The following is a 25,672-nucleotide window of genomic DNA, read 5'->3' as shown; positions in this document are numbered from 1 at the left end:
ATGAATGATAAAGGATTTACTCTGTTAGAAATGTTAATTGTCATGCTTGTGATTTCGATTCTTTTACTTATTACCATTCCGAATATTACTCGTCACCACCAAACGATTCAAGCAAAGGGCTGTGAAGGGCTTAAATCAATGGTGAGCACTCAGGTGATGGCATATGAATTAGAGCACGATGGCAAGACACCTTCTTTAGCTGAATTAGAAAAAGAAGGCTATGTCAAAAAGGGATTAACGTGTCCTAATGGAAAAGCGATTGTCATTCAAAACGGCCATGTGAAGCATGAATAAATTAATTTTTCATGAAAAGGGTTTTACCCTCATAGAACAGCTAATGATCTTACTGGTTCTATCGATTCTATTGTCGATCATAGGAGTGAAAATCCCAAATTTAATAGAAGACGCTGAAGCCAAAAAACAAGTGAACATCATGAAACAAGATTTTCAATTGGCTGCTAATACTGCATTTGTCAAAAAAACACGTGTATATGTTGAATTCTATCCGCCACATGTATCGTATCAGGTAATCAATCAAAAGGATGGCGAAGTCATTGCTTCTTTTCAGCAACAAAAGGGAAGCATTAAGGCTTCTACATTTCCACAAGGTATCTATTTTAATGTAAACGGACATCCAAGCAGCGGCGGGTCTCTCATCATTCAATTTGGCAGTCAAACGTATAAGCTCACGATCTATTTAGGAAGCGGGCGAATCCATGTTCAAAAGCAATAGAGGGTTTAGTACGATTGAAGCGCTGTTTGCTTGTCATATCTTCCTATTTGCAGCCCTTGTGCTGATGCCGGCCTATGAAAAAATCATGATAGGGAAAAATGAAGTAAGAGCCAAACTTGAGGCTTACCAAATTTTGCATGAACAGATGAATGAATCGTTCATAGAGGGTACAAAATCTTCTGTCAAAAAGAAGCGAGGCGACATCACATATGTATTCAATTGGAGTAAAGAGAAGGGATGTGTATCATACAACTTACAAAAAAAGCAGACCATATGCTTTCACCAGGTTGCTGAACGGTGAACAAGGTTTTACCCTTGTCCAGGCTTTATGGCAATTGCAGCTATTTTTGTTCCTCTCTTTTGGCTGTGTACTGATCTTATCAACAGCTTCGAAAGCTCATCCTTTTGAAGAGATTAACCGATTTTCACAAATGGAGTGGAAACAGACTGTTCTGCAATTAGATGAGGAATTAAGCCGAGCAACGGCTGTTCGATCGGTGCAAGGAGGTAAAGCGTTAGAGTATGTGTCTGATCAAGGGCGAGTGGTAACGATTGAGCCATATCAAGAGATGCTTCGGAAGCGAATGGATCAAGCTGGCCATCTCCCTTTATTGCAAAAGGTGAAAGAATTTCGCGTGAGAACAAATCAGCATAGAGCTATCCTTAAAGTCACAGATGAGTCTGGTAAGGTGTATGAAGCCGTTTTTTTCATATATAAAGGGGTGGTTCCTGCATCGTGAAAAGGGAAGGAGGATTTATCTATCCGCATGTACTGGCTGCGATTCTATTTTTTCTCTTGATCCTAGGGGCAATGACGATGGGGTTTCAAAAAGAGCTGAGAAGTGCAGAGCTGACGATTTCGTTTTATAAAAAACAGCAGCTTTTCAGAGTGGGGGCGAGTGAAGCTGCCCGTACATTCCATCGTTTGTGTGAAAAGCATCAAACCCCTATTGACACTGAAGAAGGCCGCGTGACATTAAAGAAGATAACATGCGATCAAAAGAAAAAGCGTATCCACATGTTAGTCAGTGTGAAAACGAAGGATGGTTTATCAGATAAGCGGGAACTCGTGCTGGATTGGAAGACCCGTGAAATCATGAAATGGGCAAACCCTGAATAGCCAGTGTATAAAATGATCCTCTTCCTGGTAACACTTGAAGAAAGAAGAGGTGAATGTGCTTGAAAACCAATGACTATGTAAAATATATGACACAGGAAATCATTAAATATATGAATACACCACGTGACGAACGGAAGGAACATAAACAAGAGAAAATGGAAACGAAACCGCCATTTTCACAGCGTTTATTTGGGGTTCTGCCGTTTGGGTTTTCAATGATGCTAAAAAAACGTAAGCGACATCGACAAAAGTAAAAAGCCGCCAGCAGGCGGTTTTTTTATGCCCCTTTAGCTGTATTCTTCCACAACAATCACTTTATTGACCTTGTTTGAGTACGGGTTATAAGAAATAGTGACAAATACCCCAAATTCTTTGGTGTGGTCTTTTAACGTAATATGATACTGTTTCACAGATTCCTTCTCACGATGACGGTCCCATACTTTTTGTTTGAATAAGACTTGCGTTAGTGGATATCGTTTCTTTGCTTCTTTGACTGCCCGTATTTCCCATTGATCTGCGGCGGAAGTGAAACCTCTCGCATCCGCAGGATTGGCGTCTTGTAACATAGGACCCAACAGTAAACTGAGCATGATTATCATCTTTCCATATTTCACTTCACCTCACCTCACCTGCTATTATTCTGACCAAATGCTGTACTTTTATGTAAATTTTTAAGAAGTACAAATGTCACACAAAAAAATATTGAATACGGCGAAAGAATGAGAAAATGGAAGAATTTTCTCGCAATAGTTCTTGTTTAAGAACAAAATGGACTAATTTGACGTTTTGGGTTTTATAGGTATTTCCTTATACTGTATGTAATCGTTCTTATTAGAGAACAATCGTTCAAGGAGTTGGAGAATGAATGAAACAGTCGCTCTTTGTACTCTTTTGTGCCATTTGTTTGATTTTCACGTCTCTCTTGATCTCAACAACGAATGCTTCTTTTAACGATGTTGAGCACTCAAACTTTGTCATGAAAACATGCGAAAATTTTGAACAGACGGACCAGAATTGTCAGCCTTCCAAATGGGATAGAAGTCATTTGGAACTCATTGATCAAACGATGATCAAAGGAACAGTCTGCGCGCCTCAAAAGCTGAGCATGACACTAAAAAATAGTGGACAACCTATTGCACACTCTGAATGGAAATGGGAATTACATAAAGTGGAAAGTGAGCAGAAGCCGTTACAAGATGGTCATATTCTCGAAAAAGGCTCTATACAGTCCCTTCTTTCTCAAGAAACAACGACTGTCACGACAGATAAAGCAAAAACGAATGGAATTTATGCGTTTAAAATCTATTATCCTAAAGGTTTTGAAGGATCTGAAGATGCATTTATATGGTCTAAACATATGCAGCTCGCAAAGTGTCAAGAAAATGCATCCTAAATGGAGCTGTTTTCTAAATGAAACAATGATAGGCGAAGGGGAGAAGAGGTCATGAAAAAATGGATGAAGATGTCTGGAAGTATTCTTTATGTAGTGGTGTTCACGGTGATGATTGCATGTATTATTGTCGTATTGTCATCAAGAACTACTGGGGGAGATCCTCAAATTTTCGGTTATCAATTCAAGCAAGTATTATCTGGCTCAATGGAACCAGAATTTTCGACTGGCTCACTCATTGTCGTAAAAGAAGTGACTTCACCAGAGGCACTTAAAAAAGGGGATATTATCACGTTTCAAACGAAACAGGACCAGTCTTATGTGACCCACCGAATTGTTGGGATGAAAGGAAAGGGACCAAATAAAGCCTTTGAGACGAAAGGTGACCACAATATGTATCAGGACGGCACGCTAGTAAAAGCGGATCAGGTGGCTGCGCAGTATACGGGTGTGACCATTCCATATGCAGGAAAGCTTCTTTCGTATGCAGGGACTTCGGCTGGAACTGCGTTGTTGCTCATTATACCAGGTGTGATGCTGCTCGTTTATTCGACTCTTCATTTTGTGGGCGCTGCAAAACACCGAAGACACACGGCTGATTTACATATGTCAGAGGAACAAGCTTAAATTTTCGTTTGTAACCTAATTAGGTTTCAATAAAACAAATTTATTAGGGGGTTCATTCATGACAAAGAAAAGATCAATTCGTTTAGGTGTATTATCAGGGGCTTTAGGCCTGGCGTTAATCGGCGGGGGGACATGGGCGGCGTTTAACGATGTAGAAACGGCAAACGCGGTCTACTCGACAGGAGAGTTGGATTTATCTGCAAAAGAGAACTCCGGCGCCATCAACCTTTCGAACTTAAAACCTGGTGATCGGATCAAGAAAGAATTTAATTTTGAAAATAAAGGATCACTTGCGATCAATCAAGTGCTGATGAGTCTTGATTACAGCCAGTTTCAAGACGGATCTTCCGGGAAGAATGGCGATAAGAATACAGCTGAAGAATTTCTCAGTCAGTTTCAGGTGAGTGTTCTGACGGTTGGAGCCGAAGGTGGAAATGGTTATCCGAAAAATATTATCTTAGACGCTGCAAACCTGCTTGACTTGCATCAACTAACGTCAAAACAGGATCAGACTGCATTTGAAAAGCTTCGTCATGCCGTCGATGAGAAGTTTTTACATGAAAGTGGGAAGATTAATGTAGCAACTGTTGATGGAACAGTGGCTCCAGAGTATGACGGCATACCAAAGAACCCGTTTGATTACGATAAAATGGAAATGATCATTGAATTTGTCAATGACCAGACGAAGGATAAAGCTGGTCACTATATCCAAAATAAATACCAAGGCGATGCGATTCAAATTGATCTTTCCTTCGAAGCGACTCAGTGGAATGGTTTAACGATCAATCCCAAAAAGCATACGGATGAAAAAGGCTACGTGAAAGAAAACGAAAAAGCACACAGCGAAGATAAAAAATAAAGCCAGTCTTTAGACTGATATCAAGTTCTGCATAGCAATTGGAGGAGTATGCGCTAAAATGTGCGCTTTACTCCTCTTCTTGCTTTTTTCTCCAGATTTGATAATCTAAAAATTCACGAAATTGCTTCTTCGAAACCCCTGATGTCATTGCATCTCGAACTAGTTTTTCCCATTCACTATCTAATTGACCATCGTATTCGGTTTCATCTTTTTCGTGTAACAGTGTATGAACCGAGACGTCCAGAACAGCGGAGACTTTTTCAAGAAATTGAATGGAGGGGTTTGTTTGCAAGTTTCTTTCTATTGAGCTTAAATAAGACTTCGCTACCCCAGCCTTTTCGGCCAGTTCTGATAGTGAGTAGCCTTTTTCATTGCGGTATTGTTTAATACGCTGGCCAATCAATGTCATCACCTTCCTTTCGATATTATAGCACATTCAGAAAGGTTTGATAGAATGACTTCTTACCAGAGGGTGAGACTCAGAGGACTTTTCACTTGATTTGAGGAATTGACGGACTTCTTCCACTGTTAGCCCTGCTTTACGAGCTTCAAGTAATAATTGAACCCATTCACTGTCTAATATGTTCGTTTTCTTTTCCATACAAATACCCTCCTAAAATACTGAATCATGTATTTCAGGCACTTAACGCATGAAATGGAAAGACATAGGTGGTAAGACCTCATAGTTTGCTTGCGTCATTTTTCCGCCCAATACAAACAGACAAACGTTGCTTTTGGCTGATCGAAAATTGTACGTCACATGAAAGGAAGGGGACCTATGGGTCAACCTCCTCTTTTGTGCTGTAAGTAAAAAAGTCCGCCATTTTCAATCGTTAGACTGATTTTTGGTTCATATAAAGTTTTGAGTGCTTGTCTTTCTATTTCATATTCTACAGACGTGTCTGAAGTCCCTTCATAAAATTGGTTTAAAAGTTCAGTGTCTTCTTTCCATTTTTGAACAGCTCTCACCGCCCAATCGTCTGGTTCCTCATGGGCGTAACGCTCCATTAGACTGTAGAGCCGTTTGACTCCGCTTTCTGGCTTGATCATTGTACTCATCGTAAAGCAATAATCGGGAATTTGAGATGACAGCTCACGGGTTTCCAGCTTTTCTTGAAATTGTTCAACGACTTCTCCGCGTATTAGATGAAGTCCTAGTGATAAAAGCTTATCCTTCTTTCGATCTGCGAGATAAGAAATTTTCACATTGAGACCAAGCCAAGGCTCGAGTGCGATCTGGTTGTTGGTGAGCGGAGAGACTCGTTCATAGAGACGGATAAAACGGCCCTGCTGTTTGACAGCTTCAAATATTTGAAATAAACGAGGGGAGCCGAAGTGGATAAATTCACCCTCAATGGTATCCTCCACTCTTTTTTGATCGGTGATGAGGGTCAATTGCCGCGGCTCCGGAACACCACCAGTTTTTTCAAGCCAGTGCCAATAAAAAGGGCGGTTCATAATCAATTTATCCATATCGATGGTCAGTTGTACGGTCATATGTCCTGCACTTTCTTCTAGTATGTCGCATTGATTTGCCTGAAAGAAACGGAGAAGAAAGGTATGTATGTCACGCTGCTTCATTGATCAACTCTCCTTTATGAGCCTTGCTGTCTTTTTTCTAAAAGCGGTGTTTTTGCTTGTGTTAAATAAGAAGCAAACTGAGTTAATTTCTTTTTCATGTCACCGTCTGATTCGTGCTGAAAGAGAATCTGATGCAGTTGTGTTTCGGCATCTTTGATATCGATTCGCGTTAAAATATCATCTAGATCGCCAATGACGTTTTCAAACAGCTGAATTTTTTCATATAAAAGCTTTAAGATGTGTTCCTCAACGGTACCGTTTGTGGACATATTGTAAATGTGGACATCTCGCTGTTGTCCAAGGCGGTGGATACGTCCAATCCGCTGTTCTAAACGCATCGGGTTCCACGGAAGATCGTAGTTGATGATTTGGTTACAAAACTGAAGGTTGATTCCTTCGCCGCCGGCTTCTGTCGCAATTAACACTTGTGCCCGTTCTCTAAATAAATCTTTCATCCAATCCTTTTTGCCCCGCTTAAAGCCGCCCCGAAAAGGAACGGAGCTGATGCCATTTTGCTGAAGAAACCATTGTAAATAAATTTGTGTCGCGCGGTATTCGGTGAAAATAATGACCTTTTCATTTAACTGCTGAATAAGCTTGACGACTTCAAGCGCCTTTGTGTTTTGCTGCACTTGATTGATTTTCTCCATAATTTGCGCTATAGCAAAGGAACCAAGGATATGTTTTTCATCTTCCTGCATCTTTTTAATTGTCATATAGACCGCCTCGCGGCTTGAACAGCATTCTCGTTCCAAGGTCATGATGGAAAACATGTGTTTAGTATAAGACGGGTTCTCTTTCAGCTTGCAGATTTCATCATATAATGCTTGTTCCGTCGAAGAGAAATCAATGGAAATCGTATTGACATGCCGTTTTGTCCACTCGATGCCCGTGTCTTGCCTTCGGTTACGAATCATCACTTTATTCACAAGCTGTTTTAAACGGTCATGGTCTTCTAACTGTAAATCCTTTTTGGCAAAGACATCTTTAAACTGATGTTCATTCCCTAGGTGACCTGGCTTCAGTAGGGAGACAAGATTAAATATTTCTCCGATACGGTTTTGGATAGGCGTCGCTGTCAGCAGCAAGCAGAATTTCTTATTTAGATTTCTCACAAATTCATAGTTTTTCGTTTTATTGTTTTTCAGTTTATGTGCTTCATCAATAATGACCATATCATAGGCAATTGATAAAATGGTGTCTCGATGCGGCTGTCTTTTGGCTGTATCAATGGAGGAAACCACGACGTCACACTGCTCCCATACATAGCTCTTTTTTTGTTCGACAGCATCAATGTAAAATTTCGTCCGCAGCTCCTGTACCCATTGAGATACAAGGGAGGCGGGGACGAGTATGAGAATTTTTTTGGCAAGTCCACGAATCATGTATTCTTTGATAATAAGTCCTGCTTCTACGGTTTTTCCAAGTCCCACTTCATCTGCTAAAATGGCTTTTCCGTTCATCTCTTCTACGACTCTTCTGGCTACTTCTAGCTGATGTTTTAAAGGCGTGAATGCAGGCAGATGGGCAGGAGCTTGCAGTCCTTCAAATGAATCAATGGCTGTGACTTTTTGGACCTGCGTCGCTAAACGGTACATTTCCCAGTTCGCCCAGGGGCCGTCTGCTGCAAGCCGCTGCTGAAATTCACTTGCCCAATCCTGATCAAAAATCGTTTGAATATTCAATGTGGTCGCCTGCCTTTCTAGTAGGTTGAGGATAAAATTGTTCTGTATTTAAACGCTTCATTTTTTTAGAGGTCTTGAAAAGACTAGATATTTAAATAAAAGCGAACGATAATGAATGGTTGTTTAAAAAATGTTAATGATTTTTCTGTTGCTCTTCATCCGTTTCTAATGGTAGGATGTTGGTAAGTGATCTAGCAAATAAGTCACCCATTTTGATAGTATGTCCAATAAATGTGAAGAATATGAGCGGATGATGGTATGGGGAGAGACTTGGCGGTTATTTAGCACTGGCAGGCGCCGAAGGAGCAAGCTGAATTGTTTCAGTGAATCTCTCAGGCAAAAGTACTCTTACCGGACGCAACTCTGGAGAGTGTTTGCTCATCGTTTTTAGCAAACCACCAAAGGGGAAAACACACAATGATGTTGTGCTGTAAACTTTCAGGTGCAAGGACAGAGACTTCTTTTTGATAAAAGGGAGCGCTCTGTCCTTTTTTGCTGTGATTTTTTTCTGAAAATTCAGCTTGTGATCTGCACTGAAAGAAAAAAGGGGGAAACGATTGATGTTGAAACGAACACCGCTTTTTCATGCGTATGAAACGTTTGGCGCAAAAACCATTGACTTCGGGGGCTGGGAATTACCTGTCCAATTTTCTTCCATTAAAGAAGAGCACGAAGCTGTTCGAACAAAGGCAGGGCTTTTTGATGTGTCTCACATGGGTGAGGTGGAAATCAAAGGTCAAGATGCCCTTCCTTTTTTACAAAGGTTATTAACCAATGATGTGTCTAAGCTGACAGACGGTAAGGCACTATATACAGCCATGTGCTATGAAGATGGCGGGACAGTGGATGATCTGCTCGTCTACCAAAAAGAAAAGAACGATTATTTGCTTGTCATAAATGCATCAAATATCGAAAAAGATGTGGAGTGGCTGCTTCAGCATCAAGGTGAGAACGATGTATTGATCCAAAATGTCTCTGATCAAATCGCCTTGCTAGCCCTTCAAGGACCTCTTGCCGCTGACATCATGAAAGATGTGGCGGATGAAGAAGTGACATCGCTCAAGCCATTTACATTTTTATCAAGAGCTGAAGTTGCTCAAAAAGAGGTGCTTGTTTCAAGAACTGGCTACACAGGAGAAGACGGCTTTGAAATCTATTGCCAGTCAGAAGATGCGGTCCACATTTGGTCGGCTTTATTAAAAGCAGGCGCACCAAAAGGATTAATACCGTGCGGGCTCGGTGCACGTGACACCTTGAGATTTGAAGCAAGACTTCCGCTTTATGGGCAGGAGCTGACAAAGGATATCTCTCCATTAGAAGGCGGGATTGGCTTTGCTGTCAAAACGGATAAAGAAGCCAATTTTATTGGCAAAGAAGCGCTCAAGAAGCAAAAAGAAGAAGGGCCGAAGCGAAAGCTTGTCGGCATTGAAATGATAGATAAAGGGATTCCGCGCACAGACTATCCGGTCTTTTCAGGAGAAAAGCAGATTGGGGTAGTCACAACGGGCACACAGTCCCCAACATTAAAGAAAAATGTCGGGCTTGCTTTAATCGAATCTTCTCAGGCGCAGTTTGGAACAGAGATAGAAGTACAAGTTCGCAAAAAACGTCTAAAAGCGAAAATCGTCGCAACACCATTTTATAAAAGAGCCAAATAACGAGGGGGAATAGAGGATGAAGCATAGGTATTTGCCGCAAACCGAGCAAGATCAAAAAGAAATGCTGGATGTCATCGGCGTTGAGTCGATTGATGAGCTTTTTTCAGATATCCCAGAAAAAGTGAGATTTAAAGGAGCATACAACATTAAAGCAGCCGCATCTGAAACAGAGCTTGTAAGGGAATTATCCCGATTAGCTGCAAAGAATAAAGATACGGTTTCCTATGCATCGTTTCTTGGTGCCGGTGTATATGATCATTACCAGCCTGTCATTGTGGATCATGTTATCTCACGTTCTGAATTTTATACAGCATACACACCTTATCAGCCGGAGATTTCGCAAGGTGAACTACAAGCCATTTTTGAATTTCAAACAATGATTGCTGAGCTGACAGGTATGGATCTTGCTAACTCCTCGATGTATGATGGCGGGACAGCATTAGCTGAAGCGGCAATGCTAGCTGCTGGACATACAAAAAAGAAAAAAGTGGTTGTTTCTGAAACGGTTCACCCTGAAGCAAGAGCCGTGCTAAAAACATACGCCAAAGGACAGCACATCGAAGTTGTTGAAGTGCCTGCGAAAAAAGGGCAGACGGACCTAGCAGCATTAGAAAAGGCTGTCTGCGAAGATACAGCAGCAGTTCTTGTGCAATATCCAAACTTTTTTGGTGTCGTCGAACCGTTAAAAGACATTGAACCTATTGCGCATAAAGGAAAAAGTCTGTTCGTTGTCTCTAGTAATCCACTTGCACTCGGGTTACTGACGCCGCCAGGAAAACTTGGAGCAGACATTGTCGTTGGTGATGCACAGCCGTTTGGTATTCCAGCAGCGTTTGGCGGGCCGCATTGCGGATATTTTGCTGTGACGAAAAAGTTGATGCGAAAAGTGCCAGGTCGTTTAGTCGGGCAGACAGAAGACGAAAATGGTGTTCGTGGGTTTGTACTAACCCTTCAAGCGCGTGAGCAGCATATTCGGAGAGATAAAGCGACGTCCAATATTTGTTCGAATCAGGCATTAAATGCATTAGCCGCTTCCGTTGCCATGACAGCACTCGGAAAAACAGGCATCAAAGACATCGCGTATCAAAACGTACAAAAAGCCCACTATGCGAAGACGCAGGCAAAAGCATATGGACTGCTTGCTGATGTAGAAGGAGCCCATTTCAATGAATTTGTCATCAAATTACAAGAACCTGTGAAAGAAGCCAATAAACGATTGCTTGAAAAAGGAATCATCGGCGGCTATGACTTAGGGAGAGACTACCCAGAGCTTCAACATCACATGCTTGTCGCCGTGACAGAGCTAAGAACGAAAGAAGAAATTGATACGTTCATGAAGGAATTGGGGGATCGCCATGAATAAACAAGATCAGCCGCTTATTTTTGAATTATCCAAAGAAGGAAGAATTGGTTATAGCCTGCCTGATTTAGATGTACCTGAACAGGAGATCCCGGCCCTATTTGATGAGGCGTACATCCGTCATGAGGATGCTGAGCTTCCTGAAGTATCTGAGCTTGATATCATGCGTCATTATACAGCATTATCAAGACGTAATCATGGGGTCGATTCCGGATTTTACCCTCTTGGCTCTTGTACGATGAAATATAATCCAAAGATTAATGAAAAGGTTGCACGCCTTGCAGGCTTCGCGCAAGTCCATCCACTACAAGAGGCAGACACTGTGCAGGGAGCATTAGAATTGCTGTATGACCTAGGGGATCATCTTGAAGAAATTACGGGGATGGACGCTGTGACATTACAGCCTGCGGCAGGAGCACACGGAGAATGGACAGGACTCATGATGATCCGTGCGTACCATGAAGCAAGAGGAGATCATAAGCGAACAAAAGTCATTGTGCCGGATTCTGCTCATGGAACGAACCCAGCATCTGCGACAGTGGCTGGGTTTGAAACCATTACCGTCGCATCTGATGAGAATGGGCTTGTTGATTTAGAGGACCTGCGCCGTGTTGTCAATGAAGAAACTGCGGCTTTAATGCTGACGAATCCGAATACACTCGGCCTATTCGAAGAAAATATTTTAGAAATGGCTGAAGTCGTTCACGGAGCTGGTGGCAAACTTTATTATGACGGAGCCAACTTGAATGCCGTTTTGAGCAGAGCAAGACCGGGGGATATGGGCTTTGACGTTGTTCACTTAAATCTTCATAAAACCTTTACAGGTCCACATGGAGGCGGAGGCCCTGGTTCAGGTCCTGTAGGCGTAAAAAAAGATTTGATCCCGTACTTGCCAAAGCCGGTGCTTGTGAAGAAAGAAGGCCGCTTTTACTTCGATGATGATCGACCAGAATCAATTGGCCGCGTGAAGCCGTTTTATGGTAACTTCGGCATTAACGTCAGAGCATATGCGTATATTCGCTCTATGGGTCCAGACGGCTTAAAGGCTGTAACTGATAATGCCGTGTTAAATGCGAACTATATGATGCGCCGCTTAAGTACTCATTTCGATTTGCCATTTGACCGTCACTGTAAGCATGAATTTGTCCTTTCAGGTAAACGTCAGAAAAAATTAGGTGTGCGCACACTGGATATTGCCAAACGATTACTTGATTTTGGCTATCATCCGCCAACGATCTACTTCCCGCTCAATGTAGAGGAATGTATCATGATTGAACCAACTGAAACAGAATCAAAAGAAACTCTTGATGCCTTCATTGAAGCGATGATTCAGATTGCTAAAGAAGCAGAAGAGAATCCAGAAGTGGTACAGGAAGCGCCGCATACGACGGTTGTCAAACGAATGGACGAAACAAAGGCCGCGCGAAATCCAGTTCTCGTTTTTGAAAGATAAAGAAAAAAGACTCAGGGGGATCATGCTCCCAGAGTCTTTTTTGTTAGTTCTTCGTTTTGATGCGGCCTCCCCATTTTTTAAAGCCGCCTTTTAAATTATAAATCTCACGACAGCCGTTTTTACGTAAAGTTTGCGCTGCTTTTCCGCTTCTCAAATTGTTTTGGCAATAGAGATAAACAGGCTTGTCAGGACGAATTTCATTTTTGCGCTGTTTTAGCTGGGAAAGGGGGATGTTTCTTGCCCCTAAAATATGTCCGCCATCAAACTCGTTTGGCTCTCTCACATCAATGAGTTGAGCTTTGCGGTAACCTTTAATAAATTCTTCTTCCGTCAGCGTTTTCATAATGCGCTGCTGATAAATGTAGCTGCCGACAGAATAAAGAACGAAAAGTCCACAAAGTGAGAGGACGATATAGTTGAACATTGACAATACAACTCGACTCCTTCTTGAGCATCAGCACAGTGGCCTGTCTGATGGTACGTTTTAGACAAATACTATTATAGTAAAGCAAAAGAAACTTGTCATCATAAATGGTAAGAATTATTTTCAATTCGTTCCCTATTTGATAGACTGATGAAGAGAGAATATCGGTGGCCATGACCATCATCTAACATTGACTACGTAAAAGAGAAGGGATTTTTATATGCAAAAAGAGAAATGGTGTTTCATTGATACAGGAAATCAAGACCCTGCCTTTAACATGGCAATGGATGAAGCCTTGCTTTATTGGCATAGTGAGAAGCTTATCCCGCCTGTCATCCGCTTTTATGGATGGAATCCTGCGACATTGTCTGTTGGGTATTTTCAGCATGTTGAAAAAGAAATCAACATGGAAGCAGTCGAGCGCTATGGCCTTGGGTTTGTCCGCAGACCGACTGGAGGGCGGGGAGTTCTTCATGATCAGGAGCTGACCTACAGCGTAATTGTGTCAGAGGAACATCCAGAAATGCCGGCGACGGTGACAGAGGCGTACCGCGTCATTTCAGAAGGCATTTTAGAGGGCTTTAAAGAACTGGGACTCGATGCGTATTTTGCCATTCCTCGAACAGATAAAGAAAAAGAAAGCTTAAAAAATCCAAGATCATCTGTATGCTTTGATGCCCCTTCCTGGTACGAGCTTGTCGTAGAAGGCAGAAAGGTAGCAGGCAGTGCTCAAACGAGACAAAAAGGAGTGATCCTCCAGCACGGCTCCATCTTAATTGACCTTGATGAGGACAAACTGTTCGATTTATTTCTATATCCAAACGACCGTGTGAGAGAGCGGATGCAGAGAAGCTTTAAAAACAAAGCGGTCGCCATCAATGAAATCTCAGACCGAACTTGTACAATAGACGATGCGCGTGTGGCGTTTAAACGAGGATTTGAAAAAGGATTAAATATTGAGCTTGTGCCTTATGAGCTGACAGATGAAGAGTTAGCATTTGTCCACCATCTTGCCAAAACGAAATATGCCTCAGACGAGTGGAATTACAAGCGTTAGGACAAAGGACACTCCTTGTTTTTTAATGGGCGATGGTGTAAAATTGTTATGATTATTAAGTAAAGGTGCATTATGGAGGGGTTTTATGACTACACCTAGTATGGAAGATTACATTGAACAAATATATATGCTGATAGAAGAAAAAGGATATGCCAGAGTCTCTGATATTGCAGAAGCACTCGCTGTCCATCCCTCCTCTGTAACAAAAATGGTTCAGAAGCTAGATAAAGATGAATACCTCATTTATGAGAAGTATCGTGGTCTAATTTTAACCCCGAAAGGCAAAAAAATTGGAAAACGTCTCGTATACAGACATGAACTGCTAGAGCAATTTTTAAGAATCATTGGTGTAGATGAAGAGAAAATTTATGATGATGTAGAAGGCATTGAACATCATCTCAGCTGGAACAGTATTGACCGCATCGGCGATCTCGTTCAATTCTTTGAAGAAAACGACGAGCGATCTGTTCAGCTGAAAGTGATTCAAAAGAAAAACGAACAAACAAATCAAGAATCTTAAGAAAAAGGACACCCATGCTGAGGGTGTCCTTTTTGATTAAAGTTCTAATTGAAAGCATATGCTCTTACACTATTAATAGCGTGATATCAAAGGGGGCTCCTTGATGAAGATAGATGGTGTGTTCTCAGGTGGAGGCATTAAAGGGGCAGCACTTGCGGGTGCCTATGAAGCGCTTGAAGCAAGAGGATATCAATTTGTCCGCCTTGCTGGTACAAGTGCTGGAGCGATCATTGCTTCACTCATCGCAGCAGGCTTTACAAGTCAGGAGATTCGGGAGCTGTTAGATGAAATGGATGAACATCACTTGCTTGATAGGAGATGTCAATTCATTCCGTTTAAAATGCTTAGGTGGGTCTCCATTTACTGGCGCCTCGGTCTGTACAAAGGCGACCGGCTGGAAAAATGGCTGACAGATGTGTTGAAACGAAAGGGGGTCACCGTATTTGGGGATCTCAAAAAAGATTCGCTGAAAATTGTTGCCTCTGATTTAACAAATGGGAAAATCCTCGTTCTACCAGACGACCTTCCTTCATACGGCTTAAATCCAGAGCGCTTTTCTGTTGCAAGGGCAATCCGGATGAGTTGCAGTCTGCCGTATTTTTTCGAGCCTGTCAAACTAAAGTCATCAAAAGGCATTTGTACCATTGTGGATGGAGGCGTGCTTAGCAATTTTCCAATTTGGTTGTTTGCCGAAGAGAAAAAAAGACCATTCGTCGGTGTCACATTAACCCCAAACGAAAAAGAACGCCCCCAACACTCCATCCGCAATGCGTTTGAACTGTTTGGCGCTCTTTTTGAAACGATGCGTGGTGCTCATGACGAAAGACACATTGCCACAAAACACGAACGTCATGTTATTTTTATTCCTGTAGAACACGTCATTGCCACAGATTTTCAGCTAATGACAGAAAAGAAAAAGGCGCTCGTCGATCTAGGCAGACAGAAGGCCGAGCAATTTTTAAAAAGCTGGACATTTTAAAACAAAGCGCGATTCTTCTTTTTGTTTTTCTTGCCTTCAATCACAGTTAACTGTGTTTGACTTTTCTTTTTGAGAAGGACGGGCTTAGACTTGTGGTCAGTCGGCACGCTTCGCAAATGAGTGACCCGATTTTTCATCTGGCTTTTCGTTTTTGGTTTAGGCTGCTGGTAGCGACGTTTCGATTGTTTGACTGCTTTACGATAAAGATTGCCTTCTGTTCCAGTTCTTCGATTCATCAGCCATCTAAATAGGAAGAACATAACCGCTCCAATGATCACAACTGATAGCAGCATTGTAAAAAGTCTGCCTGGATTCGTTGTGAGTAAATACACAAATCCCAGAACACCTAAAGCGAAAATAATGGTAAAAGCAGGATGTACTCGGCGATTCATAACTGTCCACCTCCGAAGGAATTTACCGGATTTATAAGTTAGATCACTTGATGAGCAGTATCTGACGCTTGTTTCTCAGACGCTTCCTCTAAACGAAGAAGTTCATTAAAACTTGCAATGGCTACCTCGACTTGATCGTCAGAGGGTTCTTTTGTTGTGAGTAATTGCAGCCAAAGACCAGGATAGCCAAGCACTTTCAGCACAGGCACTTCTCGGAGTTTGTTCGTAAGCTGAAGCACTTCAAATGAAATGCCGAGAACAACCGGAATGAGCGCCAAGCGATTCAGAATTCTCACCCATAAAGGATCTGTCGGTACGAGTAAATAGACGAACATTCCGACAATGACAGTGAATAAAATAAAGCTGCTACCGCAACGATAATGAAGCCGTGATTGTTTTTGGACATTTTCCACTGTGATGTCAAGATTCTGTTCATAGCAGTTTATGACTTTATGTTCTGCGCCATGATATTGAAATACCCTTTTAATTAAAGGGGTCATGGAAATAAAGTAAATATAGCCTAATAACAGGACCAGTTTAAAGAATGTTTCCACTGCGATTTGTGCGAAATTCCCTGAAAAGACGGGCCGCACAAGTTCAGCTAAAAAGACAGGTACTAGGGTAAAGACAAATTTACTAAAGAGAAGAGAGAGAACTCCGATCACAGCAATGCCGAAAATCATAGATAATTTCGAGCTTTTTTGTTCTTTTTCAAGAGTATGATCTTCTGAAGGATCTAAGTCATAGCGCTCGCTGGAGAAGTTTAAGTGCTTACTGCCATTTGCGCTTGCTTCAACAAGTGCAGCAACACCCCTGACAAAGGGGATTTTCTTGAGAAAGGCGGTTCGTTTATTGGAGGTCCGGGGAAGCTTCAAAAACTCAATGGACTGATCCTTTCGCCGAATCGCTGTCACATAGTTCTTTTTACCTCCGAACATGACACCTTCGACAACTGCCTGCCCTCCATATGCTGGAGGTTTTGTTTGATTGGACATATTTCATCAACCTGCCTGTTTCCTGTAATTTACATGCTTTTCCTTATACCTTTATTGTACAGGAAATGAGGGGAAATCACTAGCTCACAGGTCGATTATCTACTAGAATTCTATCTACCTCTTTTTAGCCAGTATACCCTGTTATAAAAATTTTACACTCACGGATGGAATCCTTTTTATTCATGACATTTTGGACATACTAAATGCTGGAGGTGTTCACAAATGAAACGTGATGAAAAGAAAAACCAAGAAGAAAAAAATCAGGCTGTACAAACGTCATCGCTGTTGGCAAGAGCAGCTGCGACAGGCTTTGTTGGCGGTGTTTTTTGGGGCTTTATCGGGTTTCTGACCCATATGTTTCATTTCTCAGAGGTGAGTCCCAATATGCTCCTTCAGCCTTTTGTGCTCGGAGAGTGGAAAAAGGGCGGACTTGGTACTTTTATCAGTATTGTACTTTTAGGGGTTTTATCGATCGGAGCAGCCTTTATTTATTATGGGCTTTTGAAACGGATCAAAGGCTATTGGATGGGGCTGATATATGGCGTAATTTTATGGCTGCTCGTTTTTTACGTATTTAATCCCATTTTCCCAGATGTAAAGCAAGTCCAGGATTTGCAGCAAAGCACCATCGTCACGACATTTTGTCTATATATTTTATACGGCATGTTTGTCGGGTACAGTATTTCGTTTGAATATAATGAATTAACGAGTCAAAAGCTTGCGAGGGCACTCGGGAAAAAGACAGAATAAAGTGTAAATCACCTATTCATATGATAAAATATTTTTGGAAACGAAAGGTTTCTAAGAAAAAAGAAACAGATCTCGATATAGATTGAATTAGGGTGAAGGAGTGGTTGTATGCCTCATTTTCTTGTGCTGAATGGGCCCAATTTAAATAGGCTCGGCAAAAGAGAGCCGGCTGTTTACGGAAGTAAGACGCTGACAGATTTAGAAACGGATTTGTTCCAGTTTGCAGAAAGAGCCAATATCCAGTTAACGTTCTTTCAATCGAATCACGAAGGAGATTTGATTGATGCGCTCCACGAGGCAGAAGATCAGTACGATGGAGTCGTGTTTAACCCGGGGGCTTTTACACACTACAGCTATGCCCTAAGAGATGCCATTGCAAGTATTTCTTTATCCGTTGTTGAAGTACATATCTCAAACGTTCATAAGAGAGAGGAATTCCGCCATCATTCTGTACTTGCTCCAGTATGCCAAGGGCAAATCGTTGGTCTTGGTTTAGAAGGGTATAAATTGGCGATTCGTTATTTAGTGAGTGAAGGGGGAGCAGTATCATGAAACTTGAAAAGTTAAGAACACTTTTATCTGAATTAGAGATCGATGGTCTAGTCATTACGAGCAGCTTTAATTTACAGTACATGACCAGCTTTACTGGCTCAGCCGGTCTCGCCGTTGTTTCAAAGGACCGGGCAGCTTTTATCACGGATTTCCGTTATACAGAGCAAGCGAAGGACCAAGTAAAAGGCTTCGACATTATTGAACATAAAGGAAACATCGTAGAAACAGCAGCTCAAACGGCAAAGGAATTTGGGATCAAACGCCTTGGGTTTGAACAAAACCATATGACATTTGCCACTTACCAGCAGTATGCAGGTAAAGCAGGTGATATTGAGCTTGTTCCGGTCTCAGAATCAGTTGAAAAGTTGCGCTTGATTAAGTCTAGTGAAGAGATTAAGATATTAGAGGAAGCTGCGAAGATTGCAGATCACGCCTTTGATCATATTCTCACTTACATCAAGCCGGGCTTGACGGAAATTGCTGTCATGAACGAGCTTGAATTTTTCATGAGAAAAGAAGGCGCTGAAGGATCTTCATTCGATATGATTGTCGCCTCAGGTGTTCGTTCAAGCCTACCGCACGGAAGAGCGAGTGAAAAGGTGATTGAATCTGGTGATTTAGTCACACTCGATTTCGGTGCTTACTATAAAGGGTATTGTTCTGATATGACAAGAACGATTGCTGTTGGCACACCGAGCGATAAGCTAAAGGAAATTTATCATATCGTATTAGAAGCAGAAAACGCTGGTGTGGATAGAATCAAGCCAGGCTTAACAGGAAAAGAAGCTGATCGCATCACACGTGACATCATTGAAAAGTATGGCTATGGTCAATACTTCGGGCATTCAACTGGCCACGGGCTAGGGATGGAAGTACATGAAGCGCCAGGCCTTTCCTCACGATCAGAGGTCGTCTTAGAAAAAGGAATGGTCGTGACAGTTGAGCCGGGAATTTACTTGCCGGATGTCGGCGGCGTGAGAATTGAGGATGATATTGTCCTGACAGCTGACGGCAATAAACGATTGACCCACTCACCGAAAGAACTTATCATATTATGATGGTGAAATGTAGGAGGATGACAAAATGATTTCAGTAAACGATTTTCGTACAGGCCTGACAATTGAAGTGGACGGCGGTATTTGGCGTGTAGTGGATTTCCAACACGTAAAGCCAGGGAAAGGCGCAGCATTTGTTCGTTCGAAACTGCGTAACCTACGTACTGGTGCTATTCAAGAAAAAACATTCCGTGCAGGCGAAAAAGTAGCGAAAGCTCAAATCGAAACAAAAACAATGCAATACTTGTATGCAAATGGCGACCAGCATGTCTTCATGGATACAAGTTCTTATGAGCAGCTTGAACTAAGTGAAACACAAATTAAAGATGAGCTGAAATATTTGCTAGAAAATATGTCGGTTCATATTGTGATGTACGGTGCTGAAACACTTGGAGTAGAACTTCCAAACACGGTAGAACTAGAAGTAGTAGAAACAGAGCCTGGTATTAAAGGCGACACAACATCAGGCGGATCAAAACCTGCAAAAACAGAAACTGGTTTAATCGTCAACGTTCCTTTCTTTGTGAACCAAGGAGATAAACTAGTCATTAATACATCAGACGGTTCATACGTGTCAAGAGCGTAATGAATGAAGAAAGACTGTAAACCTCGTGTTTACAGTCTTTTTTTATTGTAAAACATGTAAGACTCCCCAAAAGGCAGGCCTTCTCTCAATTCTCTCATTCATCTCTTTTCCTTCCTGAAAAACAAGACTACTTCCAGCTAGACAAGCATATAGTGTAAAAAAAGCTGGAGGTTCTATATGAAACAATTTCTCCCAGGTCTACATCCATCAGTCGCTGCGATGGCAGGCATGAGGTTTTTATCGGCAGCGATTGAACTGACGGCCGCCATCCTCATTTTAGTCACAAATGACGTTCGAAAAGCGGTTGTCATCAATAGTATATTGGCGATCATTGGGCCGCTCATTTTTATTATCACGATGACGATTGGAATCTATCAAATTGCAGGGCAGTTATCCTATGCCAAGCTCGTCTTTATTTTCATTGGTGTCGTATTTATTCTTGTTGGGATCTATAAGTGAAACGGCTTGGCATAATTAACGGCTCCCATCATACATTTTAGAGAAGAAAAAAAGGAGGGGAATTCGTTGCGGAGTTTGTTGGATATTCTCCCGCACTCGATTGGACAAGAACTTAGACTGCTAAAAGAAGCAGAATGGGATCAAATAGAAGAAATCCGCATTCGCACGGATCGTCCTATTGAATTAATGCAAAGAGGAAAACCGCGCTTTCTTTCTTATCACACAACAGGAGAAGATGCGTCTCAGCTATTAGGCAGGCTGAGCAATTACAGCATGTACACACTTGAAGAGGAGCTAAAGCAAGGCTACATCACCATTTCGGGCGGACACCGGGTGGGACTTGCAGGAAAGGTGATCGTTGAAAACGGCATTGTCAAAGGATTAAGAGATATCTCTTCATTTAATATCCGCATCGCAAAAGAAAAAGTCGGGATTGCGCTTCCCTTTCTTCCCTATTTATATGACGAGCACTGGTGCAATACACTGATCATCGGTCCACCGCAAACAGGGAAAACAACATTATTGCGGGATATAGCAAGACTGGCTAGTACAGGCACAAAAGCAATTCCTCCTAAAAAAACAGGCATTATAGATGAGCGTTCAGAAATCGCTGGGTGTATAAGAGGGGTGCCGCAGCACCAGTTTGGAAACCGGGTGGATGTGCTCGATGCGTGTCCAAAGGCTGAGGGCTTGATGATGATGATTCGGTCTATGAGTCCAGAGGTCATGATTGTCGATGAAATCGGAAAAAGCGAGGATGTGCAGGCACTATTAGAAGCGATTCATGCTGGGGTCACCATTATCGTTTCCGTTCATGGCTATTCACTTGAAGATGTGTATAAACGCCCATCATTGAAGCCGTTATGGGAGCTTCGAGTGTTTGAACGATATGTTGAATTAAATCGCAAGGACGGTCCCGGCACGATCGGGCGGATATATGAGCAAGACGGACAAGAGATGAAATGGAGGCGGGGAGTGGACGTATGTTAAAGCTCATTGGCGCTATCTTGATTGTCGCGGCTACGACTTGGGGAGGGTTCGAGTTTGCCAAACGATATAGCGACCGGCCGAAACAAATTCGGCAGCTCCGGTTTGCGCTCCAGTCTCTTGAAGCTGAAATTATGTATGGTCAAACACCGCTAGCGCGTGCAGCAGAGCAAATTGCGTCGCAAGTAGGTCCTCCTGTGAATCGGTTATTTGAACAATTTGCAGAAAAGCTGAAAGTTGGAACCTTTTCTGCACGGCATGCATGGAATGAGAGTCTTGAGGGTGTTTGGAAAAAAACCGTCTTAAAAAAAGGCGAATATGAGGCACTGAGGCACTTTGGAGAAACACTTGGCCAGCATGATGTCACGTCTCAGCAAAAATATATCAAGCTTGCTTTAGGTCATTTGGAATCGGAGGAGAAGGAAGCTGAAATCGCCCAAGCCAAAAATGAAAAAATGGTCAGAAGCCTCGGATTTTTAAGCGGATTACTACTGATTCTTTTATTGATGTGAGAGGAAGGGAGTCGAGAGCATGGGCGTTGATGTAAACGTCATTTTTCAAATTGCGGGAGTAGGCATCGTTGTGGCATTCCTCCATACGATTTTAGATCAAATGGGGAAAAAGGAGTACGCTCAGTGGGTCACACTGCTTGGGTTTATCTACATTTTGTTTATGGTGGCAACCATTGTAGATGATTTGTTTAAAAAGATTAAAGCCGTATTTCTATTCCAAGGATAGGGGAGGGCTTACAAATCGACATCATACAAATTGTTGGACTTGGTTTAATCGCTACTTTTTTAGCATTAATTGTCAAAGAACAAAAGCCAACCTTCGCCTTTATGCTTGTTGTATTTACAGGGTGTGTGATCTTTCTTTATTTAATAGATCAAATCTATGCCATTATCTCGATGATAGAAAAAATTGCGGCAAGTGCCGGCGTCAATATGAAGTATGTTGAAACCATTTTAAAAATTATTGGCATTGCCTATATTGCGGAATTCGGCGCCCAGCTGACAAAAGATGCTGGACAAGGCGCCATTGCATCAAAAATAGAGCTTGGCGGCAAAATTCTCATCTTGGTCATGGCAGTCCCCATTTTAACAGTCATCATTGAGACCATCTTAGGTATGATCCCGTCCATGACTTAATTGAAAAGAGGTGATGACAATGAAACGGGTGACAGCTGTTATGGGACTGATGCTTTTCTTCTGGCTGATCGCTCCGCACGCAGGCGCAGAAGAAAAAGAGCCTTTATCAAATGAAGCACCAGCAGCAGAAGAAGTGGCGACTGGACAGGCTGATGCACTTGAGCTTCATTCCATCAGTGACTTTTGGGAAACCATATTGGACGAGTATGGCGGCTTTCTGCCAGAAAGCCAAAAAGGAACAGTGAAGGAAATGATTGATGGCGATAAAGAGCTGTCTCCCCAGACATGGCTGAAAGCCTTTGTTCATTATCTTTTTCACGAGGTCATCGCAAACGGAAAGCTCCTTGGCACACTGATTTTACTCACCATCTTTTGTTCGCTTTTACAGCTTTTGCAGAATGCATTTGAACAAAGCACTGTCAGTAAAGTCGCATACGCACTTGTTTATATGGTGCTGATCATTATTGCACTCAACAGCTTTCATGTGGCGATTTCTTATGCAACAGAAGCCATTCAAACGATGACCAGTTTTATTCTTGCTCTTATTCCTCTGTTATTAGCACTGATTGCTTCATCAGGCGGGCTTGTCTCAGCCGGATTCTTTCATCCCGTTATTTTATTTTTGATGAATACGAGCGGCGTTTTTATTCAATATGTCGTTCTTCCGCTTATTTTTTTATCAGCGATATTGAGCATTGTCAGTACGCTGACTGAACAATACAAGGTTACCCAGCTTGCCCAGCTGTTAAGAAATGTGGCGATAGGCGGGTTAGCCGTCTTTTTAACTGTCTTTCTTGGCGTCATTTCTGTGCAAGGTGCATCTGCTGCGATTACGGATGGTATCGCACTTCGTACAGCCAAATTTATTACCGGAAATTTCATCCCCGTCCTTGGCAGAATGTTTACAGATGCGACGGATACCGTCATCAGTGCCTCTGTATTACTTAAAAATACGGTCGGACTTGTTGGCGTCGCTATTCTCATTTCAATTGCCGCTTTCCCTGCGATTAAAGTGCTCTCGCTAGCCCTTATATATAAGCTTGCCGCAGCCGTTCTTCAGCCATTAGGAGGCGGACCGATTATCAGCTGCCTTGATGTCATTTCTAAAAGTGTGCTTTATATCTTTGCTGCACTTGCTGTCGTGTCGCTCATGTTCTTTTTAAGCATTACCGTCATTATTACTGCTGGCAACCTGACCATGATGATGAAGTAAGGAGGGACACCTTTTGAGTTTTCTCACGGAATGGATCACAAGTATTATTCTCTTTATCTTATTTGCGATTGTCATTGATCTTCTACTTCCCAATTCAAGCATGCAAAAATATGCCAAAATGGTCGTCAGCCTCCTGTTGATTGTGGTTATGCTCAATCCGATTTTTGCTTTTTTTCGGGCAGACCCTGACCAAATTTTCTCAGAATTGATGAAGGGAAAAGAAGAAGCACAGTCAGAAGAAATAAAAAATCAGATGAATTTAGAAAAAAAAGAAATACAAGCCTCTCAGCGTGCATATATTTTAAAGCAAATGGCTGTCCAACTAGAAAAAAGCGCAAAGGAGCCACTGGAGAAGGAGAGCTATGAAATGAAACACGTAGAAGTGCTGGCAGATGAAGAGCACCTGGATCAGAATATGGAGGCGGATCAATTTCGCATCAAAGCAGTTCTTTCCCCGCTCACAGGTGATGCTGTAGAAACGGTGGCAAAGGTGGACATTGATCTCTCCAGGCAAAAGGAGGAAAGCACTGGATCTTCTAACAAAGAGATCAAGAGGGTGAAAGAGACGCTTGCTGATGTTTGGAATACGAGTCCTGAGCACATTGCGCTGAACATTGAGGGAGGTGACGCAGCAGATCATGAATAACAAGGACTGGAAACAAAAGCTGAAATCATTCTTGCAGCCGCCTGAAAAAGGTGAAGGGAAACCAAAATTAACGAAGCACCATTACTTGCTGCTTGTATTCATCATCGGCGTATCTTTCATGTTAGTCAGTCAGATCTTGTCACCGCCATCAAGCAAAGAACAAGCTGCTGTTCCTACTTCTAAAAAAACAACCTCACAAGAGCAGGAGGTATTCAAGCCGGCATCGTCAAGTAAATCAAAGAATTCGATTGAAGATGTGGAGCAAGAATACGAAAATCAGCTGAAAGAAATTTTAGAGACCATTATTGGCGTTGAGGATGTATCGATTGTGGTCAATGTAGACGCAACTTCTTTAAAAGTGTTTGAAAAAAACAAATCCAATAAAAGCACAACGACCGAAGAAACAGATAAAGAAGGCGGCGTGCGAAGTGTCACCGATCAAACAAAAGAAGAAGAAATCGTCATCATCAAAAATGGCAATGAAGAAACGCCAGTCGTGGTGCAAACGAAAAAACCAGATATTCGAGGTGTCCTCGTTGTTGCTCAAGGAGTAGACAACGTTCAAATAAAGAAAACCATCATTGAAGCGGTTACACGAGTGCTTGACGTACCGAGCCATAGAGTGGCTGTTGCCCCTAAAAAAATCAAGGAGGATTCGGAATGATGTTAAAAAAACAAACGGTTTGGCTATTAACGATGCTAAGTTTAGTTGTCGTCTTAAGTGTGTACTATATCATGTCTCCACAAGGTGAAAATGCAGTGACAGTAGAAGAGATGAAATCAAAAGGAATGGAAGAGAAAAAGACTGAACCAGAAAAAGGAATGGACAAAGGAACGGAAAAAGGCGCTGATGAGAAGTCCACTGACAAAGAAACAAATGGTAAACAAGAGGATATCGAAACAAGCGGTGAAGAAGGAAAGGCTGTGTCAGAGCAAACAGACGATGAGCTTTTTACAACATACAGATTAGAGCTTGAAGATAAACGAAGCAAACAGCGTGAAGAGTTCAACGAAATCGTATCCAGTGATGATGCAACAGCACAAGAAAAAAGCGAAGCTTATGACCAAATGACAGCGCTTAGTGAAGCAGAAGGAACGGAGCGTCAGCTCGAAACCTTAATTAAAACAAAAGGTTATAAAGATGCGCTAGTGAGTGCAGAGGGAGATAAAGTGAGCATCACAGTTCGTTCTGACAAAAAATCAAAGTCCCAAGCGGCCGATATTATTGATATGGTCACAAAAGAAATGAGAGGTCTTGATAACGTAGCGGTCACTTTTGAGCCCTCCAATGAATAAAAAATGAACAGGCGCCCTTTGCCGTAAAGGGCGTTTTTTGATGCGGTTTGGCGCCCTCTTCAAGGTGCTCTCGCAAAGCGCTTCGCCACAATATTAGTTGAATTCATTGAAATCCTCCTGTAAGATGGTTATAGTATGTACTTTTAG

The 25,672-nt window shown here is 42.1% G+C and carries 36 protein-coding genes and 1 riboswitch; of the genes, 28 read left to right on the top strand and 8 right to left on the bottom strand.

Translation table 11 applies throughout. The features are described from left to right. The 6 genes from comGC to MKY83_RS11695 are packed head-to-tail and all read left to right on the top strand — an operon-like array spanning position 1 to position 2,107. The gene (gene comGC / locus MKY83_RS11720) at positions 1–294 is read left to right on the top strand and encodes a competence type IV pilus major pilin ComGC (protein ID WP_003217322.1); all 294 of its coding nucleotides are present in this window, start codon (positions 1–3) and stop codon (positions 292–294) included. Continuing rightward, a complete protein-coding gene (gene comGD, locus MKY83_RS11715) occupies positions 287–733 on the top strand; it encodes a competence type IV pilus minor pilin ComGD (protein ID WP_106065588.1) in 447 nt (148 codons plus the stop codon). The genes comGC and comGD overlap by 8 nt, the downstream gene beginning before the upstream one ends. After that, complete coding sequence (comGE, locus tag MKY83_RS11710; protein WP_044140968.1) at positions 717–1,034, top strand: competence type IV pilus minor pilin ComGE; 318 nt, start codon at positions 717–719, stop codon at positions 1,032–1,034. The genes comGD and comGE overlap by 17 nt, the downstream gene beginning before the upstream one ends. Next, positions 973–1,473: a competence type IV pilus minor pilin ComGF gene (gene comGF / locus MKY83_RS11705; protein WP_044140971.1), complete on the top strand. Its 501-nt coding sequence runs from the start codon at positions 973–975 to the stop codon at positions 1,471–1,473. The genes comGE and comGF overlap by 62 nt, the downstream gene beginning before the upstream one ends. After that, a complete protein-coding gene (gene comGG, locus MKY83_RS11700) occupies positions 1,470–1,853 on the top strand; it encodes a competence type IV pilus minor pilin ComGG (protein WP_044140972.1) in 384 nt (127 codons plus the stop codon). Before comGF ends, comGG begins: the two co-directional genes overlap by 4 nt. A 59-nt stretch (positions 1,854–1,912) precedes the next feature. After that, positions 1,913–2,107 (top strand): YqzE family protein, encoded by a 195-nt coding sequence (locus MKY83_RS11695; RefSeq protein WP_044140973.1) that lies wholly within the window; start codon positions 1,913–1,915, stop codon positions 2,105–2,107. Positions 2,108–2,140: 33 nt separating this feature from the next. Here MKY83_RS11695 and MKY83_RS11690 read toward each other — a convergent pair whose 3' ends face one another. Continuing rightward, positions 2,141–2,419 (bottom strand): DUF3889 domain-containing protein, encoded by a 279-nt coding sequence (locus tag MKY83_RS11690; protein ID WP_065098439.1) that lies wholly within the window; start codon positions 2,417–2,419, stop codon positions 2,141–2,143. Positions 2,420–2,718: 299 nt separating this feature from the next. Here MKY83_RS11690 and tapA point away from each other — a divergent pair, with 299 nt between their 5' ends. The 3 genes from tapA to MKY83_RS11675 are packed head-to-tail and all read left to right on the top strand — an operon-like array spanning position 2,719 to position 4,729. After that, positions 2,719–3,246: an amyloid fiber anchoring/assembly protein TapA gene (gene tapA, locus MKY83_RS11685; RefSeq protein ID WP_044140975.1), complete on the top strand. Its 528-nt coding sequence runs from the start codon at positions 2,719–2,721 to the stop codon at positions 3,244–3,246. A gap of 51 nt (positions 3,247–3,297) precedes the next feature. After that, positions 3,298–3,870, top strand: a complete 573-nt coding sequence (locus MKY83_RS11680) for a signal peptidase I (protein WP_044140976.1) — start codon at positions 3,298–3,300, stop codon at positions 3,868–3,870. Between the two features lie 58 nt (positions 3,871–3,928). After that, positions 3,929–4,729 (top strand): TasA family protein, encoded by an 801-nt coding sequence (locus MKY83_RS11675; protein WP_044140977.1) that lies wholly within the window; start codon positions 3,929–3,931, stop codon positions 4,727–4,729. Positions 4,730–4,796: 67 nt separating this feature from the next. Here MKY83_RS11675 and sinR read toward each other — a convergent pair whose 3' ends face one another. The 4 genes from sinR to MKY83_RS11655 form a co-directional block, all read right to left on the bottom strand. After that, a complete protein-coding gene (sinR, locus tag MKY83_RS11670; protein WP_012010555.1) occupies positions 4,797–5,132 on the bottom strand; it encodes a transcriptional regulator SinR in 336 nt (111 codons plus the stop codon). Positions 5,133–5,165: 33 nt separating this feature from the next. Further along, positions 5,166–5,330, bottom strand: coding sequence for an anti-repressor SinI family protein (locus MKY83_RS11665; protein WP_003217357.1), 165 nt, complete (start codon positions 5,328–5,330; stop codon positions 5,166–5,168). A 182-nt stretch (positions 5,331–5,512) separates the two neighbouring features. Further along, positions 5,513–6,310, bottom strand: a complete 798-nt coding sequence (locus MKY83_RS11660) for a YqhG family protein (protein WP_065098397.1) — start codon at positions 6,308–6,310, stop codon at positions 5,513–5,515. A 14-nt stretch (positions 6,311–6,324) separates the two neighbouring features. Continuing rightward, positions 6,325–7,995, bottom strand: a complete 1,671-nt coding sequence (locus MKY83_RS11655) for an SNF2-related protein (RefSeq protein WP_342487371.1) — start codon at positions 7,993–7,995, stop codon at positions 6,325–6,327. Positions 7,996–8,245: 250 nt separating this feature from the next. Continuing rightward, positions 8,246–8,353: riboswitch (glycine riboswitch) on the top strand. A gap of 202 nt (positions 8,354–8,555) precedes the next feature. Here MKY83_RS11655 and gcvT point away from each other — a divergent pair. Genes gcvT through gcvPB form a run of 3 tightly spaced genes read left to right on the top strand, consistent with a single transcriptional unit; the run spans position 8,556 to position 12,466 of the window. Continuing rightward, on the top strand, positions 8,556–9,653 hold the full coding sequence (gene gcvT, locus MKY83_RS11650) for a glycine cleavage system aminomethyltransferase GcvT (protein ID WP_065098395.1): 1,098 nt from the start codon (positions 8,556–8,558) through the stop codon (positions 9,651–9,653). A 16-nt stretch (positions 9,654–9,669) separates the two neighbouring features. Continuing rightward, positions 9,670–11,016: an aminomethyl-transferring glycine dehydrogenase subunit GcvPA gene (gene gcvPA / locus MKY83_RS11645; RefSeq protein ID WP_044140982.1), complete on the top strand. Its 1,347-nt coding sequence runs from the start codon at positions 9,670–9,672 to the stop codon at positions 11,014–11,016. Continuing rightward, entirely contained in the window at positions 11,009–12,466 is a 1,458-nt protein-coding gene (gene gcvPB / locus MKY83_RS11640) for an aminomethyl-transferring glycine dehydrogenase subunit GcvPB (protein WP_065098393.1), read from the top strand. The genes gcvPA and gcvPB overlap by 8 nt, the downstream gene beginning before the upstream one ends. 43 nt (positions 12,467–12,509) lie before the next feature. Here gcvPB and MKY83_RS11635 read toward each other — a convergent pair whose 3' ends face one another. Next, positions 12,510–12,890, bottom strand: a complete 381-nt coding sequence (locus MKY83_RS11635; protein ID WP_034620482.1) for a rhodanese-like domain-containing protein — start codon at positions 12,888–12,890, stop codon at positions 12,510–12,512. A gap of 220 nt (positions 12,891–13,110) precedes the next feature. Between MKY83_RS11635 and MKY83_RS11630 the strand changes: the two genes are divergently transcribed. The 3 genes from MKY83_RS11630 (at position 13,111) to MKY83_RS11620 (ending at position 15,446) form a co-directional block, all read left to right on the top strand. Next, positions 13,111–13,947, top strand: coding sequence for a biotin/lipoate A/B protein ligase family protein (locus MKY83_RS11630; protein WP_003216009.1), 837 nt, complete (start codon positions 13,111–13,113; stop codon positions 13,945–13,947). 85 nt (positions 13,948–14,032) lie between these two features. After that, positions 14,033–14,467, top strand: coding sequence for a transcriptional regulator MntR (gene mntR, locus MKY83_RS11625; protein ID WP_217012209.1), 435 nt, complete (start codon positions 14,033–14,035; stop codon positions 14,465–14,467). Between the two features lie 103 nt (positions 14,468–14,570). Further along, the gene (locus MKY83_RS11620; protein ID WP_003215585.1) at positions 14,571–15,446 is read left to right on the top strand and encodes a patatin-like phospholipase family protein; all 876 of its coding nucleotides are present in this window, start codon (positions 14,571–14,573) and stop codon (positions 15,444–15,446) included. Here the strand turns inward: MKY83_RS11620 and MKY83_RS11615 are convergent. Then, on the bottom strand, positions 15,443–15,838 hold the full coding sequence (locus tag MKY83_RS11615; protein WP_003215754.1) for an SA1362 family protein: 396 nt from the start codon (positions 15,836–15,838) through the stop codon (positions 15,443–15,445). The genes MKY83_RS11620 and MKY83_RS11615 overlap by 4 nt on opposite strands. Positions 15,839–15,876: 38 nt before the next feature. Beyond that, on the bottom strand, positions 15,877–16,833 hold the full coding sequence (locus tag MKY83_RS11610) for a DUF1385 domain-containing protein (protein WP_278175633.1): 957 nt from the start codon (positions 16,831–16,833) through the stop codon (positions 15,877–15,879). A 222-nt stretch (positions 16,834–17,055) separates the two neighbouring features. Here MKY83_RS11610 and MKY83_RS11605 point away from each other — a divergent pair, with 222 nt between their 5' ends. The 13 genes from MKY83_RS11605 to MKY83_RS11545 all read left to right on the top strand — a co-directional run bounded on the left by MKY83_RS11605 (position 17,056) and on the right by MKY83_RS11545 (position 25,525). Beyond that, a complete protein-coding gene (locus tag MKY83_RS11605) occupies positions 17,056–17,583 on the top strand; it encodes a YqhR family membrane protein (protein ID WP_065098391.1) in 528 nt (175 codons plus the stop codon). Positions 17,584–17,691: 108 nt separating this feature from the next. After that, the gene (gene aroQ / locus MKY83_RS11600) at positions 17,692–18,135 is read left to right on the top strand and encodes a type II 3-dehydroquinate dehydratase (RefSeq protein WP_003215787.1); all 444 of its coding nucleotides are present in this window, start codon (positions 17,692–17,694) and stop codon (positions 18,133–18,135) included. After that, complete coding sequence (locus tag MKY83_RS11595; RefSeq protein ID WP_170966016.1) at positions 18,129–19,193, top strand: Xaa-Pro peptidase family protein; 1,065 nt, start codon at positions 18,129–18,131, stop codon at positions 19,191–19,193. Before aroQ ends, MKY83_RS11595 begins: the two co-directional genes overlap by 7 nt. Before the next feature lie 25 nt (positions 19,194–19,218). Then, the gene (gene efp / locus MKY83_RS11590; protein WP_003215497.1) at positions 19,219–19,776 is read left to right on the top strand and encodes an elongation factor P; all 558 of its coding nucleotides are present in this window, start codon (positions 19,219–19,221) and stop codon (positions 19,774–19,776) included. A gap of 177 nt (positions 19,777–19,953) precedes the next feature. Beyond that, a complete protein-coding gene (locus tag MKY83_RS11585) occupies positions 19,954–20,235 on the top strand; it encodes a YqhV family protein (protein ID WP_050943774.1) in 282 nt (93 codons plus the stop codon). Positions 20,236–20,301: 66 nt separating this feature from the next. Further along, the gene (gene spoIIIAA, locus MKY83_RS11580) at positions 20,302–21,225 is read left to right on the top strand and encodes a stage III sporulation protein AA (RefSeq protein WP_217012207.1); all 924 of its coding nucleotides are present in this window, start codon (positions 20,302–20,304) and stop codon (positions 21,223–21,225) included. Beyond that, positions 21,219–21,734, top strand: coding sequence for a stage III sporulation protein SpoIIIAB (gene spoIIIAB / locus MKY83_RS11575; protein WP_065098388.1), 516 nt, complete (start codon positions 21,219–21,221; stop codon positions 21,732–21,734). Before spoIIIAA ends, spoIIIAB begins: the two co-directional genes overlap by 7 nt. Before the next feature lie 19 nt (positions 21,735–21,753). Next, a complete protein-coding gene (spoIIIAC, locus tag MKY83_RS11570) occupies positions 21,754–21,960 on the top strand; it encodes a stage III sporulation protein AC (protein WP_003153142.1) in 207 nt (68 codons plus the stop codon). Continuing rightward, complete coding sequence (gene spoIIIAD / locus MKY83_RS11565; protein WP_095117840.1) at positions 21,957–22,370, top strand: stage III sporulation protein AD; 414 nt, start codon at positions 21,957–21,959, stop codon at positions 22,368–22,370. The genes spoIIIAC and spoIIIAD overlap by 4 nt, the downstream gene beginning before the upstream one ends. A 19-nt stretch (positions 22,371–22,389) precedes the next feature. Further along, a complete protein-coding gene (gene spoIIIAE, locus MKY83_RS11560) occupies positions 22,390–23,583 on the top strand; it encodes a stage III sporulation protein AE (RefSeq protein ID WP_065098387.1) in 1,194 nt (397 codons plus the stop codon). A 13-nt stretch (positions 23,584–23,596) separates the two neighbouring features. After that, complete coding sequence (gene spoIIIAF / locus MKY83_RS11555; RefSeq protein ID WP_342487369.1) at positions 23,597–24,229, top strand: stage III sporulation protein AF; 633 nt, start codon at positions 23,597–23,599, stop codon at positions 24,227–24,229. Then, positions 24,222–24,893, top strand: a complete 672-nt coding sequence (gene spoIIIAG, locus MKY83_RS11550; protein WP_003215656.1) for a stage III sporulation protein AG — start codon at positions 24,222–24,224, stop codon at positions 24,891–24,893. The genes spoIIIAF and spoIIIAG overlap by 8 nt, the downstream gene beginning before the upstream one ends. Beyond that, complete coding sequence (locus MKY83_RS11545) at positions 24,893–25,525, top strand: SpoIIIAH-like family protein (RefSeq protein ID WP_065098438.1); 633 nt, start codon at positions 24,893–24,895, stop codon at positions 25,523–25,525. Before spoIIIAG ends, MKY83_RS11545 begins: the two co-directional genes overlap by 1 nt. Positions 25,526–25,672 lie beyond the last annotated feature (147 nt).

This window comes from Bacillus sp. FSL M8-0266 (genome assembly GCF_038613425.1).
Lineage (GTDB): Bacteria > Bacillota > Bacilli > Bacillales > Bacillaceae > Bacillus > Bacillus pumilus.
This window is presented reverse-complemented; position numbering and strand designations above follow the sequence as displayed.

Coding starts and splice junctions, on each gene's coding strand:
- mntR (WP_217012209.1), top strand. CDS start 14,033: ATGACTACACCTAGTATGGAAGATTACATTGAACAAATATATATGCTG.
- spoIIIAG (WP_003215656.1), top strand. CDS start 24,222: ATGAATAACAAGGACTGGAAACAAAAGCTGAAATCATTCTTGCAGCCG.
- tapA (WP_044140975.1), top strand. CDS start 2,719: ATGAAACAGTCGCTCTTTGTACTCTTTTGTGCCATTTGTTTGATTTTC.
- aroQ (WP_003215787.1), top strand. CDS start 17,692: ATGCCTCATTTTCTTGTGCTGAATGGGCCCAATTTAAATAGGCTCGGC.
- comGE (WP_044140968.1), top strand. CDS start 717: ATGTTCAAAAGCAATAGAGGGTTTAGTACGATTGAAGCGCTGTTTGCT.
- MKY83_RS11680 (WP_044140976.1), top strand. CDS start 3,298: ATGAAAAAATGGATGAAGATGTCTGGAAGTATTCTTTATGTAGTGGTG.
- gcvPA (WP_044140982.1), top strand. CDS start 9,670: ATGAAGCATAGGTATTTGCCGCAAACCGAGCAAGATCAAAAAGAAATG.
- efp (WP_003215497.1), top strand. CDS start 19,219: ATGATTTCAGTAAACGATTTTCGTACAGGCCTGACAATTGAAGTGGAC.
- MKY83_RS11660 (WP_065098397.1), bottom strand. CDS start 6,310: ATGAAGCAGCGTGACATACATACCTTTCTTCTCCGTTTCTTTCAGGCA.
- MKY83_RS11665 (WP_003217357.1), bottom strand. CDS start 5,330: ATGGAAAAGAAAACGAACATATTAGACAGTGAATGGGTTCAATTATTA.
- MKY83_RS11620 (WP_003215585.1), top strand. CDS start 14,571: ATGAAGATAGATGGTGTGTTCTCAGGTGGAGGCATTAAAGGGGCAGCA.
- MKY83_RS11610 (WP_278175633.1), bottom strand. CDS start 16,833: ATGTCCAATCAAACAAAACCTCCAGCATATGGAGGGCAGGCAGTTGTC.
- MKY83_RS11630 (WP_003216009.1), top strand. CDS start 13,111: ATGCAAAAAGAGAAATGGTGTTTCATTGATACAGGAAATCAAGACCCT.
- spoIIIAB (WP_065098388.1), top strand. CDS start 21,219: ATGTTAAAGCTCATTGGCGCTATCTTGATTGTCGCGGCTACGACTTGG.
- MKY83_RS11690 (WP_065098439.1), bottom strand. CDS start 2,419: ATGTTACAAGACGCCAATCCTGCGGATGCGAGAGGTTTCACTTCCGCC.
- MKY83_RS11545 (WP_065098438.1), top strand. CDS start 24,893: ATGTTAAAAAAACAAACGGTTTGGCTATTAACGATGCTAAGTTTAGTT.
- spoIIIAE (WP_065098387.1), top strand. CDS start 22,390: ATGAAACGGGTGACAGCTGTTATGGGACTGATGCTTTTCTTCTGGCTG.
- spoIIIAC (WP_003153142.1), top strand. CDS start 21,754: ATGGGCGTTGATGTAAACGTCATTTTTCAAATTGCGGGAGTAGGCATC.
- MKY83_RS11675 (WP_044140977.1), top strand. CDS start 3,929: ATGACAAAGAAAAGATCAATTCGTTTAGGTGTATTATCAGGGGCTTTA.
- comGC (WP_003217322.1), top strand. CDS start 1: ATGAATGATAAAGGATTTACTCTGTTAGAAATGTTAATTGTCATGCTT.
- MKY83_RS11585 (WP_050943774.1), top strand. CDS start 19,954: ATGAAACAATTTCTCCCAGGTCTACATCCATCAGTCGCTGCGATGGCA.
- gcvPB (WP_065098393.1), top strand. CDS start 11,009: ATGAATAAACAAGATCAGCCGCTTATTTTTGAATTATCCAAAGAAGGA.
- gcvT (WP_065098395.1), top strand. CDS start 8,556: ATGTTGAAACGAACACCGCTTTTTCATGCGTATGAAACGTTTGGCGCA.
- MKY83_RS11615 (WP_003215754.1), bottom strand. CDS start 15,838: ATGAATCGCCGAGTACATCCTGCTTTTACCATTATTTTCGCTTTAGGT.
- comGD (WP_106065588.1), top strand. CDS start 287: ATGAATAAATTAATTTTTCATGAAAAGGGTTTTACCCTCATAGAACAG.
- MKY83_RS11605 (WP_065098391.1), top strand. CDS start 17,056: ATGAAACGTGATGAAAAGAAAAACCAAGAAGAAAAAAATCAGGCTGTA.
- MKY83_RS11635 (WP_034620482.1), bottom strand. CDS start 12,890: ATGTTCAACTATATCGTCCTCTCACTTTGTGGACTTTTCGTTCTTTAT.